24 protein-coding genes are annotated in these 18,681 nt (G+C 69.2%); 7 read left to right on the forward strand and 17 right to left on the reverse strand.

Annotation, left to right across the window (positions count from 1 at the left end; genetic code table 11):
- Positions 1–2: 2 nt before the first annotated feature.
- On the reverse strand, positions 3–1,310 hold the full coding sequence (gene hflX, locus LT971_RS07110) for a GTPase HflX (protein WP_237006153.1): 1,308 nt from the start codon (positions 1,308–1,310) through the stop codon (positions 3–5).
- A 93-nt stretch (positions 1,311–1,403) separates the two neighbouring features.
- On the opposite strand from hflX, the gene LT971_RS07115 reads away from it, so the two are divergent.
- Positions 1,404–1,721, forward strand: coding sequence for an FUN14 domain-containing protein (locus LT971_RS07115; RefSeq protein WP_237006154.1), 318 nt, complete (start codon positions 1,404–1,406; stop codon positions 1,719–1,721).
- On the opposite strand, the gene LT971_RS07120 is transcribed toward LT971_RS07115, so the two are convergent.
- The 5 genes from LT971_RS07120 to LT971_RS07140 all read right to left on the reverse strand — a co-directional run bounded on the left by LT971_RS07120 (position 1,722) and on the right by LT971_RS07140 (position 5,108).
- Positions 1,722–2,447, reverse strand: a complete 726-nt coding sequence (locus tag LT971_RS07120; RefSeq protein WP_237006155.1) for a ribosome assembly factor SBDS — start codon at positions 2,445–2,447, stop codon at positions 1,722–1,724. It abuts the gene before it with no gap.
- 103 nt (positions 2,448–2,550) lie between these two features.
- Complete coding sequence (gene psmA / locus LT971_RS07125) at positions 2,551–3,327, reverse strand: archaeal proteasome endopeptidase complex subunit alpha (RefSeq protein ID WP_237006156.1); 777 nt, start codon at positions 3,325–3,327, stop codon at positions 2,551–2,553.
- An 8-nt stretch (positions 3,328–3,335) separates the two neighbouring features.
- Positions 3,336–3,818: an Rpp14/Pop5 family protein gene (locus tag LT971_RS07130; protein WP_237006157.1), complete on the reverse strand. Its 483-nt coding sequence runs from the start codon at positions 3,816–3,818 to the stop codon at positions 3,336–3,338.
- A complete protein-coding gene (locus LT971_RS07135) occupies positions 3,815–4,420 on the reverse strand; it encodes a class I SAM-dependent methyltransferase (protein ID WP_237006158.1) in 606 nt (201 codons plus the stop codon). The genes LT971_RS07130 and LT971_RS07135 overlap by 4 nt, the downstream gene beginning before the upstream one ends.
- Positions 4,404–5,108, reverse strand: coding sequence for an RNase P subunit p30 family protein (locus LT971_RS07140; protein WP_237006159.1), 705 nt, complete (start codon positions 5,106–5,108; stop codon positions 4,404–4,406). The genes LT971_RS07135 and LT971_RS07140 overlap by 17 nt, the downstream gene beginning before the upstream one ends.
- Before the next feature lie 109 nt (positions 5,109–5,217).
- Here LT971_RS07140 and LT971_RS07145 point away from each other — a divergent pair, with 109 nt between their 5' ends.
- On the forward strand, positions 5,218–5,409 hold the full coding sequence (locus tag LT971_RS07145) for a DUF7501 family protein (RefSeq protein WP_237006160.1): 192 nt from the start codon (positions 5,218–5,220) through the stop codon (positions 5,407–5,409).
- Positions 5,410–5,413: 4 nt separating this feature from the next.
- Here the strand turns inward: LT971_RS07145 and LT971_RS07150 are convergent, their stop codons facing one another.
- The 5 genes from LT971_RS07150 to LT971_RS07170 form a co-directional block, all read right to left on the reverse strand.
- Positions 5,414–5,836 (reverse strand): RNA-binding protein, encoded by a 423-nt coding sequence (locus LT971_RS07150; protein WP_237006161.1) that lies wholly within the window; start codon positions 5,834–5,836, stop codon positions 5,414–5,416.
- Between the two features lie 39 nt (positions 5,837–5,875).
- Complete coding sequence (locus tag LT971_RS07155; RefSeq protein WP_237006162.1) at positions 5,876–6,118, reverse strand: DUF1918 domain-containing protein; 243 nt, start codon at positions 6,116–6,118, stop codon at positions 5,876–5,878.
- 75 nt (positions 6,119–6,193) lie between these two features.
- Positions 6,194–8,335, reverse strand: a complete 2,142-nt coding sequence (locus tag LT971_RS07160) for a type B DNA-directed DNA polymerase (protein ID WP_237006163.1) — start codon at positions 8,333–8,335, stop codon at positions 6,194–6,196.
- On the reverse strand, positions 8,335–8,637 hold the full coding sequence (locus LT971_RS07165; protein WP_237006164.1) for a DUF8156 family protein: 303 nt from the start codon (positions 8,635–8,637) through the stop codon (positions 8,335–8,337). Before LT971_RS07165 ends, LT971_RS07160 begins: the two co-directional genes overlap by 1 nt.
- The gene (locus tag LT971_RS07170) at positions 8,637–9,275 is read right to left on the reverse strand and encodes a hypothetical protein (RefSeq protein ID WP_237006165.1); all 639 of its coding nucleotides are present in this window, start codon (positions 9,273–9,275) and stop codon (positions 8,637–8,639) included. Before LT971_RS07170 ends, LT971_RS07165 begins: the two co-directional genes overlap by 1 nt.
- A gap of 128 nt (positions 9,276–9,403) precedes the next feature.
- Between LT971_RS07170 and LT971_RS07175 the strand changes: the two genes are divergently transcribed.
- Positions 9,404–10,225: a hypothetical protein gene (locus tag LT971_RS07175; RefSeq protein WP_237006166.1), complete on the forward strand. Its 822-nt coding sequence runs from the start codon at positions 9,404–9,406 to the stop codon at positions 10,223–10,225.
- A 3-nt stretch (positions 10,226–10,228) separates the two neighbouring features.
- Here the strand turns inward: LT971_RS07175 and LT971_RS07180 are convergent, their stop codons facing one another.
- From LT971_RS07180 to pyrB, 3 genes are all read right to left on the reverse strand, one after another.
- A complete protein-coding gene (locus LT971_RS07180; RefSeq protein ID WP_237006167.1) occupies positions 10,229–11,059 on the reverse strand; it encodes a hypothetical protein in 831 nt (276 codons plus the stop codon).
- 177 nt (positions 11,060–11,236) lie between these two features.
- The gene (gene pyrI, locus LT971_RS07185; protein WP_237006168.1) at positions 11,237–11,710 is read right to left on the reverse strand and encodes an aspartate carbamoyltransferase regulatory subunit; all 474 of its coding nucleotides are present in this window, start codon (positions 11,708–11,710) and stop codon (positions 11,237–11,239) included.
- Positions 11,707–12,612, reverse strand: a complete 906-nt coding sequence (gene pyrB, locus LT971_RS07190; RefSeq protein ID WP_237006169.1) for an aspartate carbamoyltransferase — start codon at positions 12,610–12,612, stop codon at positions 11,707–11,709. The genes pyrI and pyrB overlap by 4 nt, the downstream gene beginning before the upstream one ends.
- A gap of 82 nt (positions 12,613–12,694) precedes the next feature.
- On the opposite strand from pyrB, the gene LT971_RS07195 reads away from it, so the two are divergent.
- Both LT971_RS07195 and LT971_RS07200 read left to right on the forward strand, forming a co-directional pair.
- Complete coding sequence (locus LT971_RS07195; RefSeq protein WP_280337593.1) at positions 12,695–13,306, forward strand: MinD/ParA family ATP-binding protein; 612 nt, start codon at positions 12,695–12,697, stop codon at positions 13,304–13,306.
- A gap of 26 nt (positions 13,307–13,332) precedes the next feature.
- Positions 13,333–13,959, forward strand: a complete 627-nt coding sequence (locus LT971_RS07200) for an RAD55 family ATPase (protein ID WP_237006170.1) — start codon at positions 13,333–13,335, stop codon at positions 13,957–13,959.
- A gap of 55 nt (positions 13,960–14,014) precedes the next feature.
- Here LT971_RS07200 and LT971_RS07205 read toward each other — a convergent pair whose 3' ends face one another.
- The 3 genes from LT971_RS07205 to LT971_RS16420 all read right to left on the reverse strand — a co-directional run bounded on the left by LT971_RS07205 (position 14,015) and on the right by LT971_RS16420 (position 16,645).
- Positions 14,015–15,295 (reverse strand): RNA-guided endonuclease InsQ/TnpB family protein, encoded by a 1,281-nt coding sequence (locus LT971_RS07205; RefSeq protein WP_237006171.1) that lies wholly within the window; start codon positions 15,293–15,295, stop codon positions 14,015–14,017.
- Between the two features lie 216 nt (positions 15,296–15,511).
- Positions 15,512–16,450 (reverse strand): FKBP-type peptidyl-prolyl cis-trans isomerase, encoded by a 939-nt coding sequence (locus LT971_RS07210; protein WP_237006172.1) that lies wholly within the window; start codon positions 16,448–16,450, stop codon positions 15,512–15,514.
- 60 nt (positions 16,451–16,510) lie between these two features.
- A complete protein-coding gene (locus LT971_RS16420; RefSeq protein WP_272904619.1) occupies positions 16,511–16,645 on the reverse strand; it encodes a DUF7511 domain-containing protein in 135 nt (44 codons plus the stop codon).
- 42 nt (positions 16,646–16,687) lie between these two features.
- Between LT971_RS16420 and cyaB the strand changes: the two genes are divergently transcribed.
- Positions 16,688–17,320 carry a class IV adenylate cyclase gene (gene cyaB, locus LT971_RS07215; protein WP_237006173.1) on the forward strand — a complete coding sequence of 211 codons (633 nt, stop codon included), beginning with the start codon at positions 16,688–16,690 and terminating at the stop codon, positions 17,318–17,320.
- 65 nt (positions 17,321–17,385) lie between these two features.
- Positions 17,386–18,606, forward strand: coding sequence for a methionine adenosyltransferase (locus tag LT971_RS07220; protein ID WP_237006174.1), 1,221 nt, complete (start codon positions 17,386–17,388; stop codon positions 18,604–18,606).
- Positions 18,607–18,681 lie beyond the last annotated feature (75 nt).

Here is an 18,681-nt window from a genome sequence, read left to right on the forward strand (position 1 = left end):
AGTCAGGCCTCGGCGACCAGCTCGCTCGCCTTCGCGTGTGAGCGCTCCACGATGGTCGGCCGCGCCTCGAAGTCGATGACGACCTGCTCGTCGCCGTAGTCGACGTCCCGGACGTACGCGTGGTCGTGCACCCACGAGACCACGCTCATCGTGTCCTCGGTCATCGGGAGCACGAGGCGCTCGCGCTCGCGAGCCGGGAGCTCGTCGTCGATGCGCTCCCGGAGCTCACCGAGGTTGATTCCCTCGAGCCCGCTGACGGCCACGGGGTTCGGGGCGAGCGCCGCCAGCGCCTCCATCTTCTCGGCGAGCTCGTCGTCGGCCACACGGTCGACCTTGTTGAACACCGTGACGATGGGCGCCTCGTTGCGCTCGTACAGCGTGTCGTGGCTCGTCGCCAGCTTCTCCCGGATGTCGTCGAGGGGCTCGCTGGCGTCCACCACCAGCAGGACGAGGTCCGCCTGGTAGACGGACTCCAGCGTCGACTTGAACGACTCCACCAGCCAGTGCGGCAGGTCGCTGATGAACCCGACCGTGTCCGTCAACAGGACGTTCCGGCGCTCCAGCTCCATCCGCCGGGTCGTCGTCCCCAGCGTCGTGAACAGCCGGTCCTGGGACTCCGCGATGGTGTCGAGGTCCGGGTGCCGGTCCTCGTTCTCGTCGACGTCGACGTCCTCCGCCAGCCGCCGCAACAGCGTCGACTTCCCCGCGTTCGTGTACCCTGCCAGCGCCACCAGGTCGAACCCGGACTCCCGGCGGGTCTCGCGGCGCTGGGCCTCCGTCTTCTCGATCTTCTCCAGTTCGTCCCGAATCCGGGAGATCTGGGCCTTGATGTCCTGCTCGCGGCTCTCGTCGTACTCGCCCAGCCCCATGAACCCCGGGCGCTCGTCGCGCTTCGCGAGGCTCGTCTTCGCCTCCGCCCGCGGCAGCTCGTACCGCAGCTCCGCCAGTTCCACCTGCAGCTGGGCCTTCCGGGTGTGGGCGCGCTGCCCGAAGATGTCCAGAATCAGCCGGAACCGGTCGACGACTTCCGTGCCGTCGGGCAGCTCCTGGCCCAGATTGAACGTCTGGTAGGGCCCGAGCCGGTTGTCGAAGACCACGCGGTCGGCGTCCGTCTGCTCGACGAGCGCGGCGACCTCCGCAACCTTCCCCTCGCCCAGCTGGAGCGCGGGGTCGGCGGTCCGGGTCTGCGTGACTTCGCCCGCGACCTCGTAGCCTGCGGCTCGAACGAGCTCCCGGATTTCGGCGGTCTCTGGGTCGCCGTCGTCGACACGCTTCGCGACGACGGCCCGGTCCGTGATGTCTCCTGTCACTCGCCCGGTGCTACGCGCCCTGTCCACTTAAGCCCCGGGCGGGGCGCCCAGACGGGCACAAGAGTCTTACCAGTTGGTGGCCGACTGAACACCATGATGGACATCGACCCAACCACCCTCGGCATCGAGTTCGGCACGGGGGCGGGCATCGGGGCAATCATCGGGTTCGCGGCGAAGAAGATCGCGAAACTCATCGCCGTCATCGTCGGGCTCGAGCTCGCGCTGTTCAAGTTCCTCGAATCACGGGGCATCCTCACCGTCGACTGGGACCGACTCAGCGGCGGCATGATGCAGGCCGCCGAGGTCGGCTCCGCCTCCACGCCGCCCTCCTGGATGAGCACCATCCTCTCGACGCTCTCGGTGAGCGCGGGGTTCACCGGCGGCTTCCTCGTCGGCTTCCGGAAGGGGTAACTACCGGGTCTTCAGGTCGTCTTTGTCCTTCACGACGCTGGTCTCGCCCTCTCCCTCCGACACTTCGTTCACGCGTCCGTAGAACTCGTCTTGCATCCCCGCGGGGAACGTGATGACGCCTACCCAGGAGCCGTCGGCTTGCCACTCCTCGCGCTCCAGCTCCCCGAACTCCCGGAGCTTCGCCTGCCCGCTGCCGGCGTAGTCCGCCGGCAACTGGACGGCGACGGTCATCTCCTCGAACCGGATCGGAATCACGGGCCGCAGCGCCTCCAGCGCGTCGTCGACCTGCTCCTCGGCGGGCGTCATCGGGTCGACCGTGAACCCCGCCTCCTCGAGCGCGCTCTCGATGCGGTCCGGCGGATGTGGCGCGCCGTCCATCTGGGGGTTGATGGCGTTCCGCGAGATGGTGTTGATGAGATTGCGCTTCTTGCGCTCCTGCATCTCTTCGCGCTGCTCGGCGGTGATCTGTATCTCGCCGTCCTCGATGATCTCCGGGATGATGTCCAGGGGCTCTGTCGTCCCGAACACCTCCTCCAGGTCCTCCTCGGCGGGCCGGTCGCCCCGGGAGGCGTTCTCGAAGACGTCGCGGGCAGCGATGACGTCCTCGAGTTCGCCCTCGAACTCACCGCGCTTCATCTCCAGGGCCGCGTCCGGGTCTACGAGCACTTCGAAGCGCTCGCCGTGGGTCTCGAGGCGAGCGGTCACGGCGTCGTCGAGCGAAATCATACCACACCCTTCGACGGGGGCCACAAAAGACCTTCTCCCCGACGAGCGTTCGCCGACTCGCCGTCGCCGGATTTCGCCACGCCGCAGGCTGTCCCCTGTCGCCTCAGTCCGGCTCGCCGTCTCGCTCCGGCTCCTCGTCGCTGTCCCCGTCCGCGAGCAGGCCGTACTCCTCCAGGTACTCGGCGACCTCGTCGTCGGTCAGCCGGACGAGCGACCGCGACTCGGCGTCCACGGTCGCGACGCCCACGGCGTCCGGCGTCACGTGCTCTCGGACCTCCCCGAGCGCCCGCAGCGCCAGCCCGACACCGTCCGTCAGGTCGAGCTCGGGCTCGTACTCGTCCTCGAGGTACGTCTGCACCTCGGAGCGGTCCTCGCCGACGACCAGCGCCTTCCACTCGTAGGGTGTCCCCGACGGGTCTGTCTCGAACAGCCGCGGTCTGCCGTCGCCGTCGATGCCCGCGACCAGCAACGCCACGCCGAACGGCCGCGCGCCGCCGACCTGCGTGTACTGCTGGACGTGGTCGGTGACGTCTTTCGTCAGCGCCTCCACGCCGATGGGCTCCCCGTACCGGAGCCTGCTCACCTGTGCGTTCCGCCGCGCGAAGTCCACGAGCTGGCGGGCGTCCGCCACGTGGCCGGCGCTCGCGACGCCGACGTGGTCGTCTACCTTGTGTATCTTCTCGACGGACGCCGCCTCCATCAGCGGCGACGACAGGCGCTTGGCCACGAGGAGCACGACGCCGTCGGCGGTCCGCACGCCGATGCTCGGCGACCCGCGCTTGACCGCTTCCCGCGCGTACTCGACCTGATAGAGCCGGCCGTCCGGCGAAAAGATGGTGCTGCCGCGGTCGTAGGCCTGCTGCTGGGATTGTCCCTGCATGGTCGGTGTCACCCGTGGTCGCGTCGCGTCGCGCCGACCCACGACCCGGCGTCGTCGACGTCCACGCGCTCGCCGCGCGCGACCCCGGACCGTTCGCCGCCGCCACCGAACGCGACGTCGTCCTCGCGTGACGGTTCAGCCGTCTCCCCCAAGTAGTTTTCCTCGGCTGCGCGCATCGTCCCGGAGACGCCGCGAACGGCCACGCGAACGGGGTCGCCGCGGACCTCGCTGACGCAGGCCAGCGCTGCGCGCGCCCGGTCGACCTCGCCGCGCCGCGCCCGCACCAGCGCCTCGCCGGCGCCGTCCCGGAACGAGTACTCCACGACGCGCAGGTCCGCGTCCGCGCTCCCCGGGTCGCCCAGGAGGTTCGCGGCCGCGAACCAGACCGCGCGCTGGAACTCGCCGCGGCGGACGCCGGCGTCCGGCCACGCCTCCAGTTCGACGGCGAGGTACCGCCAGCGCGGCCGCAGGTGCTTCGGGAGGTGTTTCATTCCCGGCGGTCGGCAACGAGCACGCCGACCTGGTCGTGGACCAGTTCCACCTCGGTGAGCGCGTAGCCGGCGTCGGTGAACGCGTCGGCGAGCACGCCGACCGTCGCCGGGTCGTCGACCTCGGGGCTGTAGAACGGGTCCTCCGGGTTCGGCTCCCCGAAGAACATCACGTCCCCGAGCACGACGCGCCGGGGCTCGAGGTCGGCGACGACGTCGATGGCCTCGCGCTTCTCGGCGTCGCTCAGGTGGTGCATCGCGAAGTTCGACGTCACCACGTCGACGTCGCCGTCGTAGTTCGGCTCGCGGAACCGGCCCTCGCCAAACGTGACGTTCTCCAGCCCGCGATCGGCCGCCTTCTCGCGGCCCTGCTCCATCATCCCCTCGCTGATGTCCCGGCCCACGACCTCGCCCGCCTCCTCGGCGAGTCCGAGCGCGATGGCGCCCGTCCCACAGCCGAGGTCCAGGACGGTCTCGTCGCTGGTCACGTCCGCGTGTTCGAGCACGAGCGCGACGCACTCGTTGTACTCCGGTGTCTCCTCGTCGTCGTACTCCGCCGCCACGTCGTCGAAGCGCGCGGCGTGCTCGTCAAGCGTCTTCTTCATACCGGCCACGTTCGACGCCCGGCGCAATGAAGTCCTCGGAGCGCAGCCGGCGGTTCCGCGCCGCCAGGTGCGTCCACTCGCCCAGCCCCGCCCGAATCTGGGACTCGGTGAATCCGAGCTCCTCGCCGACGGCGACCAGTTCCCGGGGCGCCCGCACGTGGAGGTGGCTGGCCGGCCGCGCGCTCACGACGAACGGCGCGTCGTAGTGCTCGACGAGCTCCCGGAGCTTCCGCAGCCCCCGCAGGGCCTGCACGCGGTCGCCGCCGCTCTCCCGCAACACCCGCGACAGGTCGAACTCCAGTCGCACGCCGTGGTCCCGCGCGGCCTTCACGACGACATGGTTGACGTCGCCCCCGCCCGCCATCGGCGACGCCAGCACGTCCACGCGCTCGGACTCCGCCACGAACCGGTTCGTGTCCGGGGAGTCCGCCCGGGCAGCCAGCACCGTCACCTCGCCGCGAACGCTCCGGATGCGGCCGCTGGCCTGCGACCGGTCGGTCACCGATAGCTCGGCGCCGGTCACCACGTCCACACCTGCCTCGTCGCTGACGGAGTCGCGGTCCCGCTCGGGTTCGGCGTCCCGCCAGTTTCGCACCACGACGCCGTCGTAGCCGTCGCTGGCCGCCGTCACCGCCAGCCGCGCGGCCGTGCTCTCGCCTTCGGGGTGGGCGTGGACCGCCTCGTACACGCTCCCGGGTTGGCGACCGAGCGGTAAAAACGGGTGCGGTCCGGGCGCCGCCCGACTCGACGCCACTGGCCCGGCAACGGCTATGGCGCTCGCCGTGGTAGGAACCCACATGGGAGACGCACCCGACCCCGAGAACGTGGACTGGAACGACCCGGACGCCTGTCCGTTCTGTGGCGCCCGACTACCGGACGGCGGCGCCGGCTTCGTCGACCACGCCGACGCCAACCCCGACTGTCAGGCGCGCTTCGAGGAGTGGCGGGAGAACGTCGCCGGCGACATCGGCGGCGAGTGGTCCGGCTGAGGCGTCAGGAAGACAGCGCGTCCCGCGCGTTCTCCACGGCGGCCTCCTTCTTCGCGGGGTAGGCCTCGACCTTCGCGCGCAGCGAGATGCCGTCGCCGAGCTGGGCGTCCCCGAGGAACGCCTCCTGCTTGTCGAGGTGGACGAACAGCGAGCAGTTCTCGTCGACGCGCTGGTCGAGCTGACCGCGAATCTGCTCGATGTCGGCGCCGTCGCGGAGCTGGCCGAGGACGTGGCGCATGTCGTCGGCGAGCTCGACGCGCGTCGACAGCACGACGATGCGGTCGCCGAGGTGGCCCTCGCTGGTCGTGCGCTCGATTTCGAAGTCCTCGGGGAGGAAGTGCCGGAGCGCGTCCTCTACGCGCGACTCGGCCTCCGTGTCGTAGCAGAACACCCGGAGGTCGATGTAGTGGAACGGAACCTCACTCATTGTTGCGCCGGCGTACGCTGCCGACGCGTAAAAGACTCGTTACTCGTCGTCCTCGGCGTCGGCGTCTGCCTCCTCGTCCTCGTCGTCGCTGCCGACCTCGGCGTCGGGGGCTGCTTCGAGGCTGTCCTCGGGGACGCCGGCCTCCTGGCCGTCCTCGAAGCTGATGGTGTAGTTGACGTCGCCGAACATCGTCTCGGCGGTCTGCGTGATCTCGCCCGCTTCGCCGTCGTACTCGCTGTGTTTCTCGTGGAGCACGACCGTGTCGCCCTTCTCGAAGCTCATACCACTCGATTCTCTCGCGGCACGCAAAAGTGAATTGATTGCGGGCGGCGGTAGCGGCGCCGCCGACCGCCCTCCTCAGAACGCCGACAGCGAGAGGTCGCGTGTCTCGCGGAGCGCGCGCTCCACCCGGCCGCGGTCCCAGCCGAACGGCGACAGCACGGTCTCGGCTGCCCGGACGAGCCGGTCGGCGTAGTGGTCGGCGTCGTAGCCGCTGGCGTCCTCGAACGGCAGCCGGACGCGCTGGCGGGTGCGGTCGGCGTCGTCGTCGACGACGACGTACTCGACGCTCTGCCCGGGGTGGCGGTCGACGCCGTGGGCGTCGTACCGGCGGAGCGCCCCGACGGCGCGCGTCTCGCGGCTGTACTCGCCGGCCGGCTTCGAGACGCGGCGGGTAACCACGAGGTCCGCGGGGTCGACGCGCCCGCTCCGGAGCGCGGCGAGGTCGCGTTCGAGGGCATCTACGACCGCCTCCGGGCCGCCGTCGTCGAGTGCGTCCAGCCAGCCGCGCTGGCAGTCCGCGACGAACGACGGTGTGGACCGCCGCCGCGCCTCGATGCCCCGGAGCTTGTACGTCGGCTCGCGGTCCCCGTCGTCGCCGTCTCCCTCGCTGGCTTCCTTCCCGAAGTACGTCGTGAGCGCGCCACCGGTGCCGTCCTGCCGGGGGACGAAACACACCCAGTCGTAGTGGCCGTCGCGCTCGAGGCGCACGCCGAGGTCGTCGGTGACGCGCTCGCAGACCGAATCGATAGGCTCGGGGTCGTCGCGCGGCGTCACCCAGACGCTGTCGACGATGGCTTGGACGACGTGCCAGCCCGCCGCCTCGAGGGTCTCTTTCGCCGACAGGAGGATGTCTCGCGCGAAGGCGTTGATGGCCTCGTGGCACTCGATGCGCCCGAACTTGCTGTTCCGGTAGCCCTGGTAGCCGAAACACGACACGAGCACCCACTTGATGGCCGACGACTTCGCTTCGAGGCGCTCGCGCTGCCCGCCGCTGGCACCCTCTGCGAGTGCTTCCTTGATGTCTCTTCGGTCGTCGAGCAGCGGCCCGAGCACGTCCCCGAGGAAGCCGTCCTCGGGGCAGAGGTTGTAGCCGAGCTCCGGCACCACCTCCCGGTCGGGGTGGCAGTCGCAGAGCACGGTGTCCGGGCTGACGTTGTACTCGCGGATGATGGTCGGATAGAGGGAGGCGAAGTCAACGGCGTAGACGTCCTCGTGGCGGCCGACCTCGGGCGCGAGCGTGGTGCCGCCGCGGTCGGCGGCATGCAGCGTGCGGGCGTCGGTGAACGTCTCGGGCTCCCACTTGTTCCACGGGACGAGCACGCCCCGCGAGAGCGCTTCCCGGGTCTGCATCGCCGTGAGGACGTTCCCGATGCTCGCCCAGCCCGCCTCCTCGATGGGTTTCCACGAGCGCTCGACGAGGTACCGCAGGCCCGCCAGCCCGGACTGCCCCCAGAGAAAGCTGTTGGACTCGTCGAGGACCGCCCGCCCCGGCACCGTGTAGCGGGCGGGCGAGTGGCCGGTGCGCCCGTAGCTCTCGTACGTGCTCGCCGCCGACAACTGGGTCACGCCGCCAGCCGCCCTGCCCCACTGGAGGTCGACGCCGAGGGCGGCCGCGCGCTCGCTCGCCAGTTCCAGCAGGCCGCCGTGGCTCACCACGAGCACGTCCGGGTCGACGCGCCCCACTCGGGTGGCGAGCGTCCGCAGCACCGCTGCCTCGTCGCCCGCGACGCGCTCGCCGTCGATTCGCAGCTCGGTGAGGTCGTCGCGGGCGAGCGCCTCGTCGGTCGTCCGCACCGCGAGCGTCCGCAGGTCTCGGGCCGGCGACGGGTCGGTGCCGGTCTCCACGCAGTACCGGAACCCCGGCGAGAAGTCCACGTCGTACAGCCGGAACGTCCCGGGCGCGAAGTCGGCCTCGTGGCGCACCCGAACCTCGCGGGCGAGCGTCGACACCTCGCCGACGCGCTCGACGTCCACCGCCAGCACTTCCGAGCGCTCGTCGGCGTGCAGGTCGAGGTAGCGGTCGGCCCACCGCAGCCCGGTGACCTTCGGGTCGTCGTCGAGGGCGTCCGCGAGCGCGCCCAGCGGACCGTCGCTGGCGTGCACGAACACGGTCGGCCGGTAGTCACGGTCGCGCTCGGCGCGCGCGCCGTCCTCGGTGAGGTGCCACGCCGTCACCCCCTCGGCGTCGCCGGCGTGGACGTCGAAGGCGTACGCCATCAGTCGGCTCCGGCCCCGGTCGCTTCCTCGATTTCCGCCCCGTCCGCCGCCTGCTGCAGGTCCGCCAGCTGTTCCCGCAGGTCTCGGATGGCCGCCTCCTGGGCGACCAGCACGGAGAGGATGGCGGCGCGCTCGGGGTCGGGCGCGTTCAGGTGGCCGGCGGCGTGGGCGTGGTTCCGGGCGCGCTCGAACACGCGGTCGAAGTCCGGCTTGCGCTCCCGGCGCAGCGCCCGCCGGAACGACTGACAGCGCTGCTCGTAGGCGTCAAGGTGCTGGCGGTACGTCCCGTTCGTCCGCCCCATCAGCCCAGCACCTCCTCCAGGTGGGGAACCGGCTGGTCTGGCTCCGGCTCCACCCGGCCCACGAGGTCGACCCAGTACGGGATAGTGGTCTGCCAGCCGCCCCGGGTCCAGTACGCAGTGGTCGTCTCGCCGTCCTCGCCCTCGAAGCGCCGGCCGAATCTGGTCTCCTCGACGTCGATAGCCCGGTCGGCGTGCTCGCTCACTGCGTCCGGGTCCGTCGCGGTGACGAGGACGGGGAGGTCGCGGGCGTCGGCGAGCGCCGCCAGCGTCGACAGCGACGCCTCGCGGAGCCGCTGTGCTTCGGCGGCCAGCAGGTCGTCGTCGCCGTAGAGGTCGTCGACGGCCGGCGCCACGACGAGGCTCGTCGGCCGCCGGACTTCCCTGACGAGCTGGCGGACGAGCGCGTGGTGCTGGTGGGCGGTGAACGCCCGCGCCACCCGCACGCGGTCGAGCAGCCGGCGGCGGTCCCCGTGGCCGGTCAGCGCGTACGTCGACGCGTGGTTGCGCGCGTCCACCCAGCGAGCGAGCCCGTCGCGCTCCCGTAGTTCGGCGGCCACCAGCGCGGCGACGGCGCCGCGGTCGCCGCCGCGCAGCAGCGTCACCTCGCCCGGTTCGAGCGTCGGTAGTGCGTCCTGCATACGCGGCGGTCGTGCGACCCGTCGGATAAGCCACAGCGTCCCGGAGTGAAAGTGAAAGTGGCGCGTTCGCCGCCCCGACCACCCAAAACGCCTTCTCCGTGGCCGTCGAAGCTCCGACGAGACAGACGGTGGCTCGGATGGACGGCTCGGACCTCTCGCCCGCCGGCGTGCTCGCGCTCACCGGCTACGGACTGGCGGGCCTCGTCAGCGCGCTCGTCGCCGGCGTCGTCCTGCTGGTCGCGCTCCAGCCGGCTCAGCCGGTCGTCTACGACGCGCTCTACCGCCGGCTCGGCCCGTGGACGGCGACCAGCGCCGCGACCGCCGTCCAGTTCGGCGTGGCGGGCGCGCTCGCGGTCGCCGCTCCCACGGTCGTGGCTGCCTACGTCGACGGCGACAACCCCCTGTCGGTGGCTCGCGTGCTCGCGGCCGTCGTCGCCGTCGTCGTCGCCGTTCTCACAGTCGCCGTCGCTGCAGGCCTCCCGGCGCTGGCCGCGGTCGCCGTCACCCACGCCGCGTTCGTCGCTGTGGGTGTCGTCGTCATCGGTCGCGTGGACGCGTCGTTCGCCAGTCGCGGCGCGTTCGTCGGCGGCGCCACCACGCTCGCGCTGCTGCTCGTCGTGTTGAGCTTCGGGCTCGGCTGGGGCGGCGGCTACGACGTCGTCGCCGAACCCGCGCCCGACGCCACCGACGCCGCAGCGAGCTTCGCCGACGCGCCCGACCTCCGCGACGACCTCTTCGCAGCCGACACCTGCGACGACGGCGACGACGGCGTCTGCCGACTGCCGCTGCGCGGGTACGCCGACGAGGCAGCGGCGGGCCGGTTCCTCGACGACAACGGCGTCCGCTGTCCGTTCGTGAACCAGCCCGGCACCGGCGACCGCAGCGGGTCGTTCGTCGCCACCTACGACGGCGACCACTACCGGGTCACCTGCGAGGCGTACGGCGACTGAGCCCTACTCGTCGGGTCCGAAGGACTTCCCGTCGCGCTCCTCGGCGCCCATCCGGCGGAGCGCGGCGCGCGCGTTGCTCGCCTCGTACCCGAAGTAGACGTCCTCGCCGTACTCCTCGGCGACTTCGGCGGCGTGCAGGAGGTTCTCCACGTCGACGTTCACGGCGTACAGCTCGACGCTGAACGGTGCGTCCAGCGCGTCCTCGAAGCCGGAGGCGATGGTCTCGATCCAGTACGTCGTCTCGTAGGCGGTGTCGTACAGCGGGACGACGAACTCGTCGACCAGTTCAGAGAGCGCTTCCAGGTCGAGGCCGGCGCGCTCGTAGAGGTGGCCGGGGTACGGGTCGGGGTACAGCGTCAGGTACGTCTTCCCCGGGATGCGGTCGACGGCTTCCTCGACGAACCCCGTGATGACGTCGGCACGCCAGGCCTGCCAGTCGTCGAATTCCGACTCGGTGAACGCCGTCTCGCAGCGCTCGCAGTGACAGTACTCGGCGCGCGGGAACCCGACGTCGTCCAGCCGGACGTCGCCGTTCAGTTCGGCGCACGTCTCGACGACGGTGAGCACGCCGTTCCGGTAGTCCTCGGCGAGCGGACAGATGTACGCCCAGTCGAAGTACTCCCGCTCCCGGGTCGCTCTGTTGCCTTCGTCGTCGACCGGGACGAGCTCCGGGTCGGTGCCGGCGGTCGCGTTGTCGCCGAAACACGACACCATGTTGACGGCGTTCTCGACGGGGTCGACGTGGCGGCCGGTGACGTCTTTGACCTCGTAGAACCCGCGGTCGAACTCCGGCCAGTCGAGCTCTTCAGCGTTCCGCGTGACGACGCCGTACATGAAAACGAGGTAGGGACGGGGACCGCGTAAGTGGTTCGACTCAGTCGATCCGGTCGACTTCCTCGAGCTCCTGGGAGTCGCCACCGACGACGAACTTCCAGACGAACGCGATCAGCAGCAGCGCGACGGCGGCCTTCACCAGTTTCCGTGCCATACCTGACACTACTGGCGCCGAGATTAAACGCTTTGCGGGCCGTCACCGAGGTGTGCCGTGATGTCGTCACGCACGATCTCGCCGCAGTACTCGCAGCGGACGCCGTCGTCGAGCACCGCGAACGTCGGGTCGGCTGGCTCGCCGGCGTTCGTGATACACTCGCTGTTCGGACACGTCAACACGCCCGAGACTTCCTCGGGGCGCTCGACCCGGCGCTTCTCGACGACGTCGTAGTCGCGGACGATGTTCACGGTCGCCTCGGGCGCGATGAGCGACAGCACCTCGGCCTCCGAGTCGCTGAGCTCGCGGCCCTCGACCTTCACCACGTCCTTGCGACCGAGCCGGTCGCTCGGGACGTTCATCCCGAGGCTCACGGTCTCTCCGCCGGAGCCGTCGATGCCCAGCATCGCGAGCACGTGCAGCGCTTCGCCGGCGGTGAGGTGGTCGAGGACGGTGCCGTTCTGGATCTTCGAGACGCGGAGTTCAGTCTCTGTCATAGCAGGGAGTCGAGCAGCGCCATCCGCACCGGGACGCCGTTGTGTGCCTGTTCGAAGTACGTCGCGTACTCGGTGTCGTCCACTTCGGGCGCGATCTCGTCGACGCGCGGCAGCGGGTGCATCACCGCGAGGTCGTCGCTCGCGTGTTCGGCGAGCAGTTCGGGCGTGAGGCGGTACTCGCCGGCGACGGCCTCGTACTCGTCGTCGTCGGGGAACCGCTCGCGCTGGATGCGGGTGACGTACAGCACGTCGACGTTCGGCAACACCGCCTCGAGGTCCTCGTGCTCGCGGACCTGCGCGCCGGCCTCGTGGAGGTCGTAGCGCACCGACCGGGGCAGCCGCAGGCTCTCCGGGCTGACGAAGTGCTGGCGGGCGTCGAAGTTCGTGAGCGCGTGCGCCAGCGAGTGCACCGTTCGGCCGTACTTCAGGTCGCCGACGATGCCGATAGAGAGGTCGTCCAGCCCGGCGTGCTCCCGGATGGTGTAGAGGTCCAGCAGCGTCTGGCTCGGGTGGTGGCCGGCGCCGTCGCCCGCGTTCACGACGGGGACGTCGACGTGCTCGCTGGCGAGTTTCGCCGAGCCCTGTCTGGGGTGCCGGAGCACGATGCCGTCGGCGTACCCCTCGACGACTCGCGCCGTGTCTGCCAGCGACTCGCCCTTCTTCACCGAGGAGTCGTCGACCGACCCCATGTCGACGACGCCCGCCCCCAGGCGCTTGGCCGCCGTCTCGAAGCTCATCTTCGTGCGCGTGCTCGGCTCGAAGAAACACAGCGCGAGCAGCTCGCCCGCGTGCCGCTCGCGCGCGGCGTCCGGGTCACCGTCGAACTCGGCAGCCCGCTCGAGGACTGCCTCGATGTCCGCCCGGGAGAGCTGCTTGGCGGTGAGCAAGTGGTCCTGTTGCATCGATTGAGGACGCGCGCCGAACCGGTGTAAATCTCCCGGACCACCCCGAGGTTCAAGTGCTATCGCGGGACCACCCCGGGACGTGCTGGCTATCGCTGGCGGGAAGGGCGGCAGCGGGAAGACGACCACCGCGCTCGGCGTCGCCGGCGCGCTCGCCCGGCGCCGGCGCCGCCCGCTCGTCGTCGACTGCGACCTCGACGCACCGAACGTCCACCTGCGCGCGGGCGTCGACCGCGACCCCGGCGTCGAAGCCCCCACTCCGGAGGCCGCCGCGCAGGCGGCTGCCGTCCTGCCGGGCGTGGACGTCCTCCCGGCGGGGGACGCCGACGGCGACGACCTCGCCGCCGCGCTCGACGCCCTGCCCACCGACCGGCCCGTCGTCCTCGACTGCCCGGCGGGCGCGAGCGAGGCGGCCGCCCGCCCGCTCAGAGCCGCCGACGCCACCGTCGTTGTCGCGACCCGCGGCCGCGAGAGCGTCGAGGACGCCGTCAAAACCGCCGCGATGGCGCGCGCCGTCGACGCGCCGCCTCGCGTGACGGCTGTCTCCTGCGAGCCATCGGTCCCAGACGGCCTCCGGGCAGCCATCGGCGCACCCGACGCCGTCGCAATCCCCGAGGTACCGGCGCCGCTGGCTGCCGACGCGACAGCCGCCGCCTACGCCGAACTCGCGGACTGCGCGCGCCCGAACGCTTAACGTCTGTCGGCCGCAAAGCCGGACGCATGGACGACCGGCTCTCTACTGGCGTCGACGTGCTCGACCGCGAGCTCGGCGGCGGCGTCCCTCCGGGCACGGTCATCGCCTACGAGGCCCCGCCGGCCAGTCAGGGAGAGCTGCTGCTGTACGAACTCACCCGCCCCCGCCCCACCCTCTACCTCACCACGAACCGCACCGAGGACGCCGTCCGAGACGCCTTCGAGGCGACGAACGCCCCCACCGGCGACCCCCGGTTCGGCTACATCCCGGCCGCCGACTCGCTGGAGAACGCGCGCCGGGCGTTCCGCTCCATCCCCGAGGAGTCGACGGTCATCTTCGACCCCGTCGACGCTCTCGAGCGCGCCGACCGCGCGCGCTACGAGAACTTCCTCAACGAGCTCGGCAACCACGTCCGGAACACCAGCAGCATCGCCGTCCTCCACTGCCTGGACACCGACGACGACCCGCCGCTGCGCGGCACCACCGAACACCTCGCCGACGTCGTCTTCCAGCTCGACATGAAGGAGGCCGCCGGCGACATCGAGACCCGGCTGACGGTGCCGAAGTTCCGCGGCGGTGCCGCCCTCGAGAACCCCGTGAAGCTCACGCTCCGCGAGCGCGTGCAGGTCGACACCAGCCGCGACATCGCTTGACATCCTCCCCGCCCTGAAGGGCGAGGATTCCCGACCGCCGTTGGGATATTGTGGTTTACGGCGTGGCCTGTTCTCGCGGTGCGAAGCAGCCGCTCTCTGAATCGAACAGGTACGTCGATGGCTGTGCCAACCAGCCGTTACTCCTATCTCTCCCATCACAGGCGAGACTCGGAGATACTTTCTGTCGGATGTTCTCAGCGCCGTTCACGTCCGCGTTCGCCACCGTACCACACTCGTCGCACACGTACAACCCGCGTTCAACACGGTTCGCCTTGCGCTTGCGACCACACGCCGAACACGACTTCGACGTATCACGTTCAGACACTCGTTCAACCGTGATTCCTTCCATCTCAGCCTTGTATTCAAGCATCGAGGTGAAGCGGTCGAACGCCCACGAGTGCAAGTCAAGGTTGCCGTGCTTCCCCCAGTTCTTCGACTCGCTGTTCTCCTCATCCTCACGGATACCGGAGACATCGCCCACCACAATCATTCCAACTCCTTCGTCAACACACCGTTGGACGATGTGCTTCGAGAGCGTGTGGAAGTAGTGGGTACGACGGGACGACTTCTTCTGGTTCAACCGTGTCGCTTGGTCGGATTCTGAGTCGTCACAGCGAGCAATCCGCTTGCTGAAGTAGTAGTCATCCTGCTTCAAGCAATTCAACGGATACAGTTCGCTGTGGCCGTCTTCGTAGGCGAGGGCGGCGAAGTTGTTGATGCCGAGGTCAACACCGACAGTCTTCTCACCGGGTGTGTCCGCAACCTCGATTTCGACTTTGCACACGAAGTGCAGTTCCCACTCGTCACCAGTCCAGACCGCCCGCACTTGTTGGACGTTCTCCACGGTAGAGAGGTCAACATCGGGACGGATCTGGTACTCGCAGAGTACGAAGTCCGACCAATACTCCTTGAGGTTCGAGCCTTTACTGAGTCGGACTCGGTTGTACTCGGTGTCGAGTTTGAACCCTTTATTCTTGAACGTGACCGTGCTTCGCGGGTGGTTGTCGCCTCGTTTTCGGTACTTCGGCGGGTTTGCTCTCGTGTCTCCGTTTTGTCGTTTGCCGTACCAGCCGTTGAACGCCTCAGCGAGTTCTTGAAGGACTCGCTGACTTGACTGCGAATGCAGGTCATCGTAGCGTTCGTGTGACTTGAGGTACGCGGTGAGTTCGTTGTGACCGGGAATGTGACCGATCTCAGACCACACTCGGTCGCAAACCCATCGTCCGACATTCCAGAGTTTCGAGGCTGAGAACCCGAGCGAATCGAGGTCGTCGAACACCTGTTGCTGGTTCCGTATGGAAGCAGTGTAGGTGCGGGTGACGACCCGTTTCGCCATACGTAACCTATGTAGACAAACCTACTTGAAGGCATGGAGTACGCAGCGTGGAATATCCTGCTGAGTGGTTGAACGGTGGGTTGAGTAGAAGTTAGCGGATTCATCCCCGCCCTAAAGGGCGGGGCTTTCTCCTCGAACTTCCGTAAGGCGGCGAGGCCGACGCAGGCAGGAGCGCTACCGCTACTCGCCGGGAAGAACAGGGAGAATCGGGAGTGCCTACTCGTCGCCGCCGCCGAGGTCCTCGTCTTCGAGCTCCTCGACGATTTCGTCGGCGTCGACGTCCGCGTCCTCGAGGGCGTCCTCGACGTCGCCGAGCCCCTCGCCGCCGCCCGCACCGCCCATCATGCCGCCCATGCCGGGCATACCGGCGGGCTGACCGTCGATGATCTCCTGGACGATGACGCGGTCGATGTCCAGCATGTCGATGACCTGGTTGAGCACCTGGCTCTTGCCCATCATCCACTGCTGGTTGAACTGGAGCTGCTGGGACTGCTCGATGTACAGCGTCTCCTTCTCGACCGTCTCGGTGGTGGTCTCCGTCTCGCCGTCCTCGGTCTCCTCGGTGACCTCCTCCTCGACCTCCTCGGTCTTCAGGTCGACGTCCAGCTCGACGTCGAACATCATCTTCAGGAAGCCGACGGCCTGCTCCTCGCGGTCGGTGACCTCACCGACGACCTCGTAGTCGTACTCGACGTCCTCACCCGCCAGCGGGTGGTTGAAGTCGACGCGGGCGCGGCCGCCGATGATGGCCTCGACGTGGCCGTGCTCGCCGTCGACGTCGACGTGCGCGCCGGGGTAGCGCTCGTCCTCGGGGATCTTGTTCGCGCTGACCGTGCGAACCTCCTCCTCGTCGTACTCGTCGAACGCCTGCTCGACGACGACGGTGCCCTCGTCGCCGACCGACTGGCCGACGAGCTCGTCTTCGACGTCCTCGAAGATGTGGCCCTCGCCGATGACGATGGTGCGCGGGGAGAAGTCCTGCTCGTCGGTGTCGACGCCTTCCTCCTCGGCGAGCTCCTCGTCGGTGGTGTCGACGAGTTCCCCGCTGTCGACGGTGAAGGCGTCGTAGGCGAGTTCTACGAAGTCGCCCTCCTCGAAGCCGCCCTGTTCGTCGCTGGATTCGTCGGCCTGCTCGGCCTCGGTTTCGTCGCTCATACCCATACGCACTCCCGTTCCACCCTTAAGAATCACGTTTCTCACCTGTGAGCGCGGGCGTCAGCGCGCGTCGGCCAGCGAGACGACGGCGTCGGCGTTCACGGACAGCCACGTGGTCGTGTGGTCGCCTCCGGAAACCGGCTGGGAGGGGACGGCGACGCGGTCTGGCTCGTCGGGGTACCGGAGGCGGTTCACGAGAGCGCCGGGCTTTTCTCCCGGCGCGCCGACCCACGAGCCATGTACGAGGTGGAGGTGAAGGTGCCCGCGGACCACGACGCTGTCCGGACGGCGCTCGCCGACGCGGGCGCCCAGCGAGTCGAGACCGTGGCGCAGTCGGACACGTACTACGACGCGCCACACCGGGACTTCGCGGAGACGGACGAGGCGTTCCGGCTGCGCACGGTCGCGACGGCCGTCCAGGGGTTCCAGCGGAGCGACGACGACCTCGCGGCCCACGTCGACGCCGTGCTCTCCGGCGATGCTCGCGCTGCCGGCGAGACCCGGGTGACGTACAAGGGGCCGCTGGTGGAGGCCGAGTCGAAGACCCGCGAGGAGTTCGAGACCACCGTCGGCGACGCCGACGAGATGGCTGCGGTCCTCGACGGCCTCGGCTTCGAACCGGCTGCCGACGTGCGGAAGATCCGGGAGAAGCACGAACTCGACGGCTTCACCGTCCTGCTGGACGCCGTCGAGGGCGTCGGTGACTACGTCGAAATCGAGACCGATGTCGAGACCGAGGCCGAGGTCGAGGCCGCCCGCGAGGCCGCCTACGAGGTGCTACGGGACCTCGGTCTCGACCCGACCGACCAGCTCCGGACGTCGTATCTCGGCCTCCGGCTCGGCGCCGGCGACCCGAGTGAAGATGCGTAGCGCGCATAAAACCGGGCGTCGGCGTTTTCGCAAGTTATAGGAACCGAGACTGGGTACTTCCGGCAATGACCGACCGGAACATCCAGGTGCAGTCCCTCGACCGCGGCGCCGTCGAGGACGAAGCCGTCGAGATCGTCGAACGAAAAGGCCTCGGCCACCCCGACTCCATCTGCGACGGCATCGCCGAACACGTCTGCGAACGCCTCGCCCGAGAGTACCTCGACCGCGTCGGCCACGTGCTGCACTTCAACACCGACGAGACTCAGCTCGTCGCCGGTGACGCCGCCCCCGCCTTCGGCGGCGGCGAAGTCATCGAACCCATCTACATCCTCGTCGTCGGCCGCGCCACCAGCCACTACGTCGACGACGACGGCACCGAGTACCACATCCCGGTCGAATCCATCGCCCTCGAAGCCGCCCGCGACTACCTCCGCGACACCCTCCCCCACCTCGACCTCGACACCGACGTCGTCGTCGACGTCAAACTCGGCGAAGGCTCCGGCGACCTCCAGGAGGTCTTCACCGACGAGGGTCCGAACGTCCCGATGGCCAACGACACCTCCTTCGGCGTCGGCCACGCCCCCCTCACCGAGACCGAGCGAATCGTCCACGAGACCGAGCGCTCCCTCAACGGCCCCTACGCCGACGACAACCCCGCCGTCGGCGAGGACGTCAAAGTCATGGGCAAGCGCGAAGGCGACCACATCGACCTCACCGTCGCCGCCGCCCTCGTCGACGCCCACGTCCCCGACATGGACGCCTACATCGCACAGGTCGAAGCCATCCGCGAGCACGTCCACGACCTCGCCACCGACCACACCGACCGCGACGTCACCGTCCACGTCAACACCGCAGACGACTACGAAACGGGCTCTATCTACCTCACCACCACCGGCACCAGCGCCGAACAGGGCGACGACGGCAGCGTCGGCCGCGGCAACCGCGCCAACGGCCTCATCACCCCCAACCGCTCGATGAGTATGGAGGCCACCTCCGGCAAGAATCCCGTCAACCACATCGGGAAGATCTACAACTTGCTGTCCACCCAGATCGCCGAAGAAGTCGTCGCCGACGTCGAGGGCATCCGCGACCTCCGCGTCCGCCTCCTCTCTCAGATCGGACGCCCCATCGACGAACCGCACGTCGCCGACGTCCACGTCGTCACCGACGACGGCCTCGACGTCGCCGACGTCGAACCCCAGATTCAGGACATCGTCGACGACGAACTCGCCGCTGTCACGGACATCACCAAACGCGTCATCGACGGCGAACTCACCACGTTCTAAACGTACCTTTTGCGCTGCGCGGCGGCTGGAGGCCGCCGCTCGGCAAAAGCTACGCTAAAAGCACTCCTCGCTCCC

The sequence above is a fragment of the Halobacterium rubrum genome, assembly GCF_021729015.1.
Lineage (GTDB): Archaea > Halobacteriota > Halobacteria > Halobacteriales > Halobacteriaceae > Halobacterium > Halobacterium rubrum.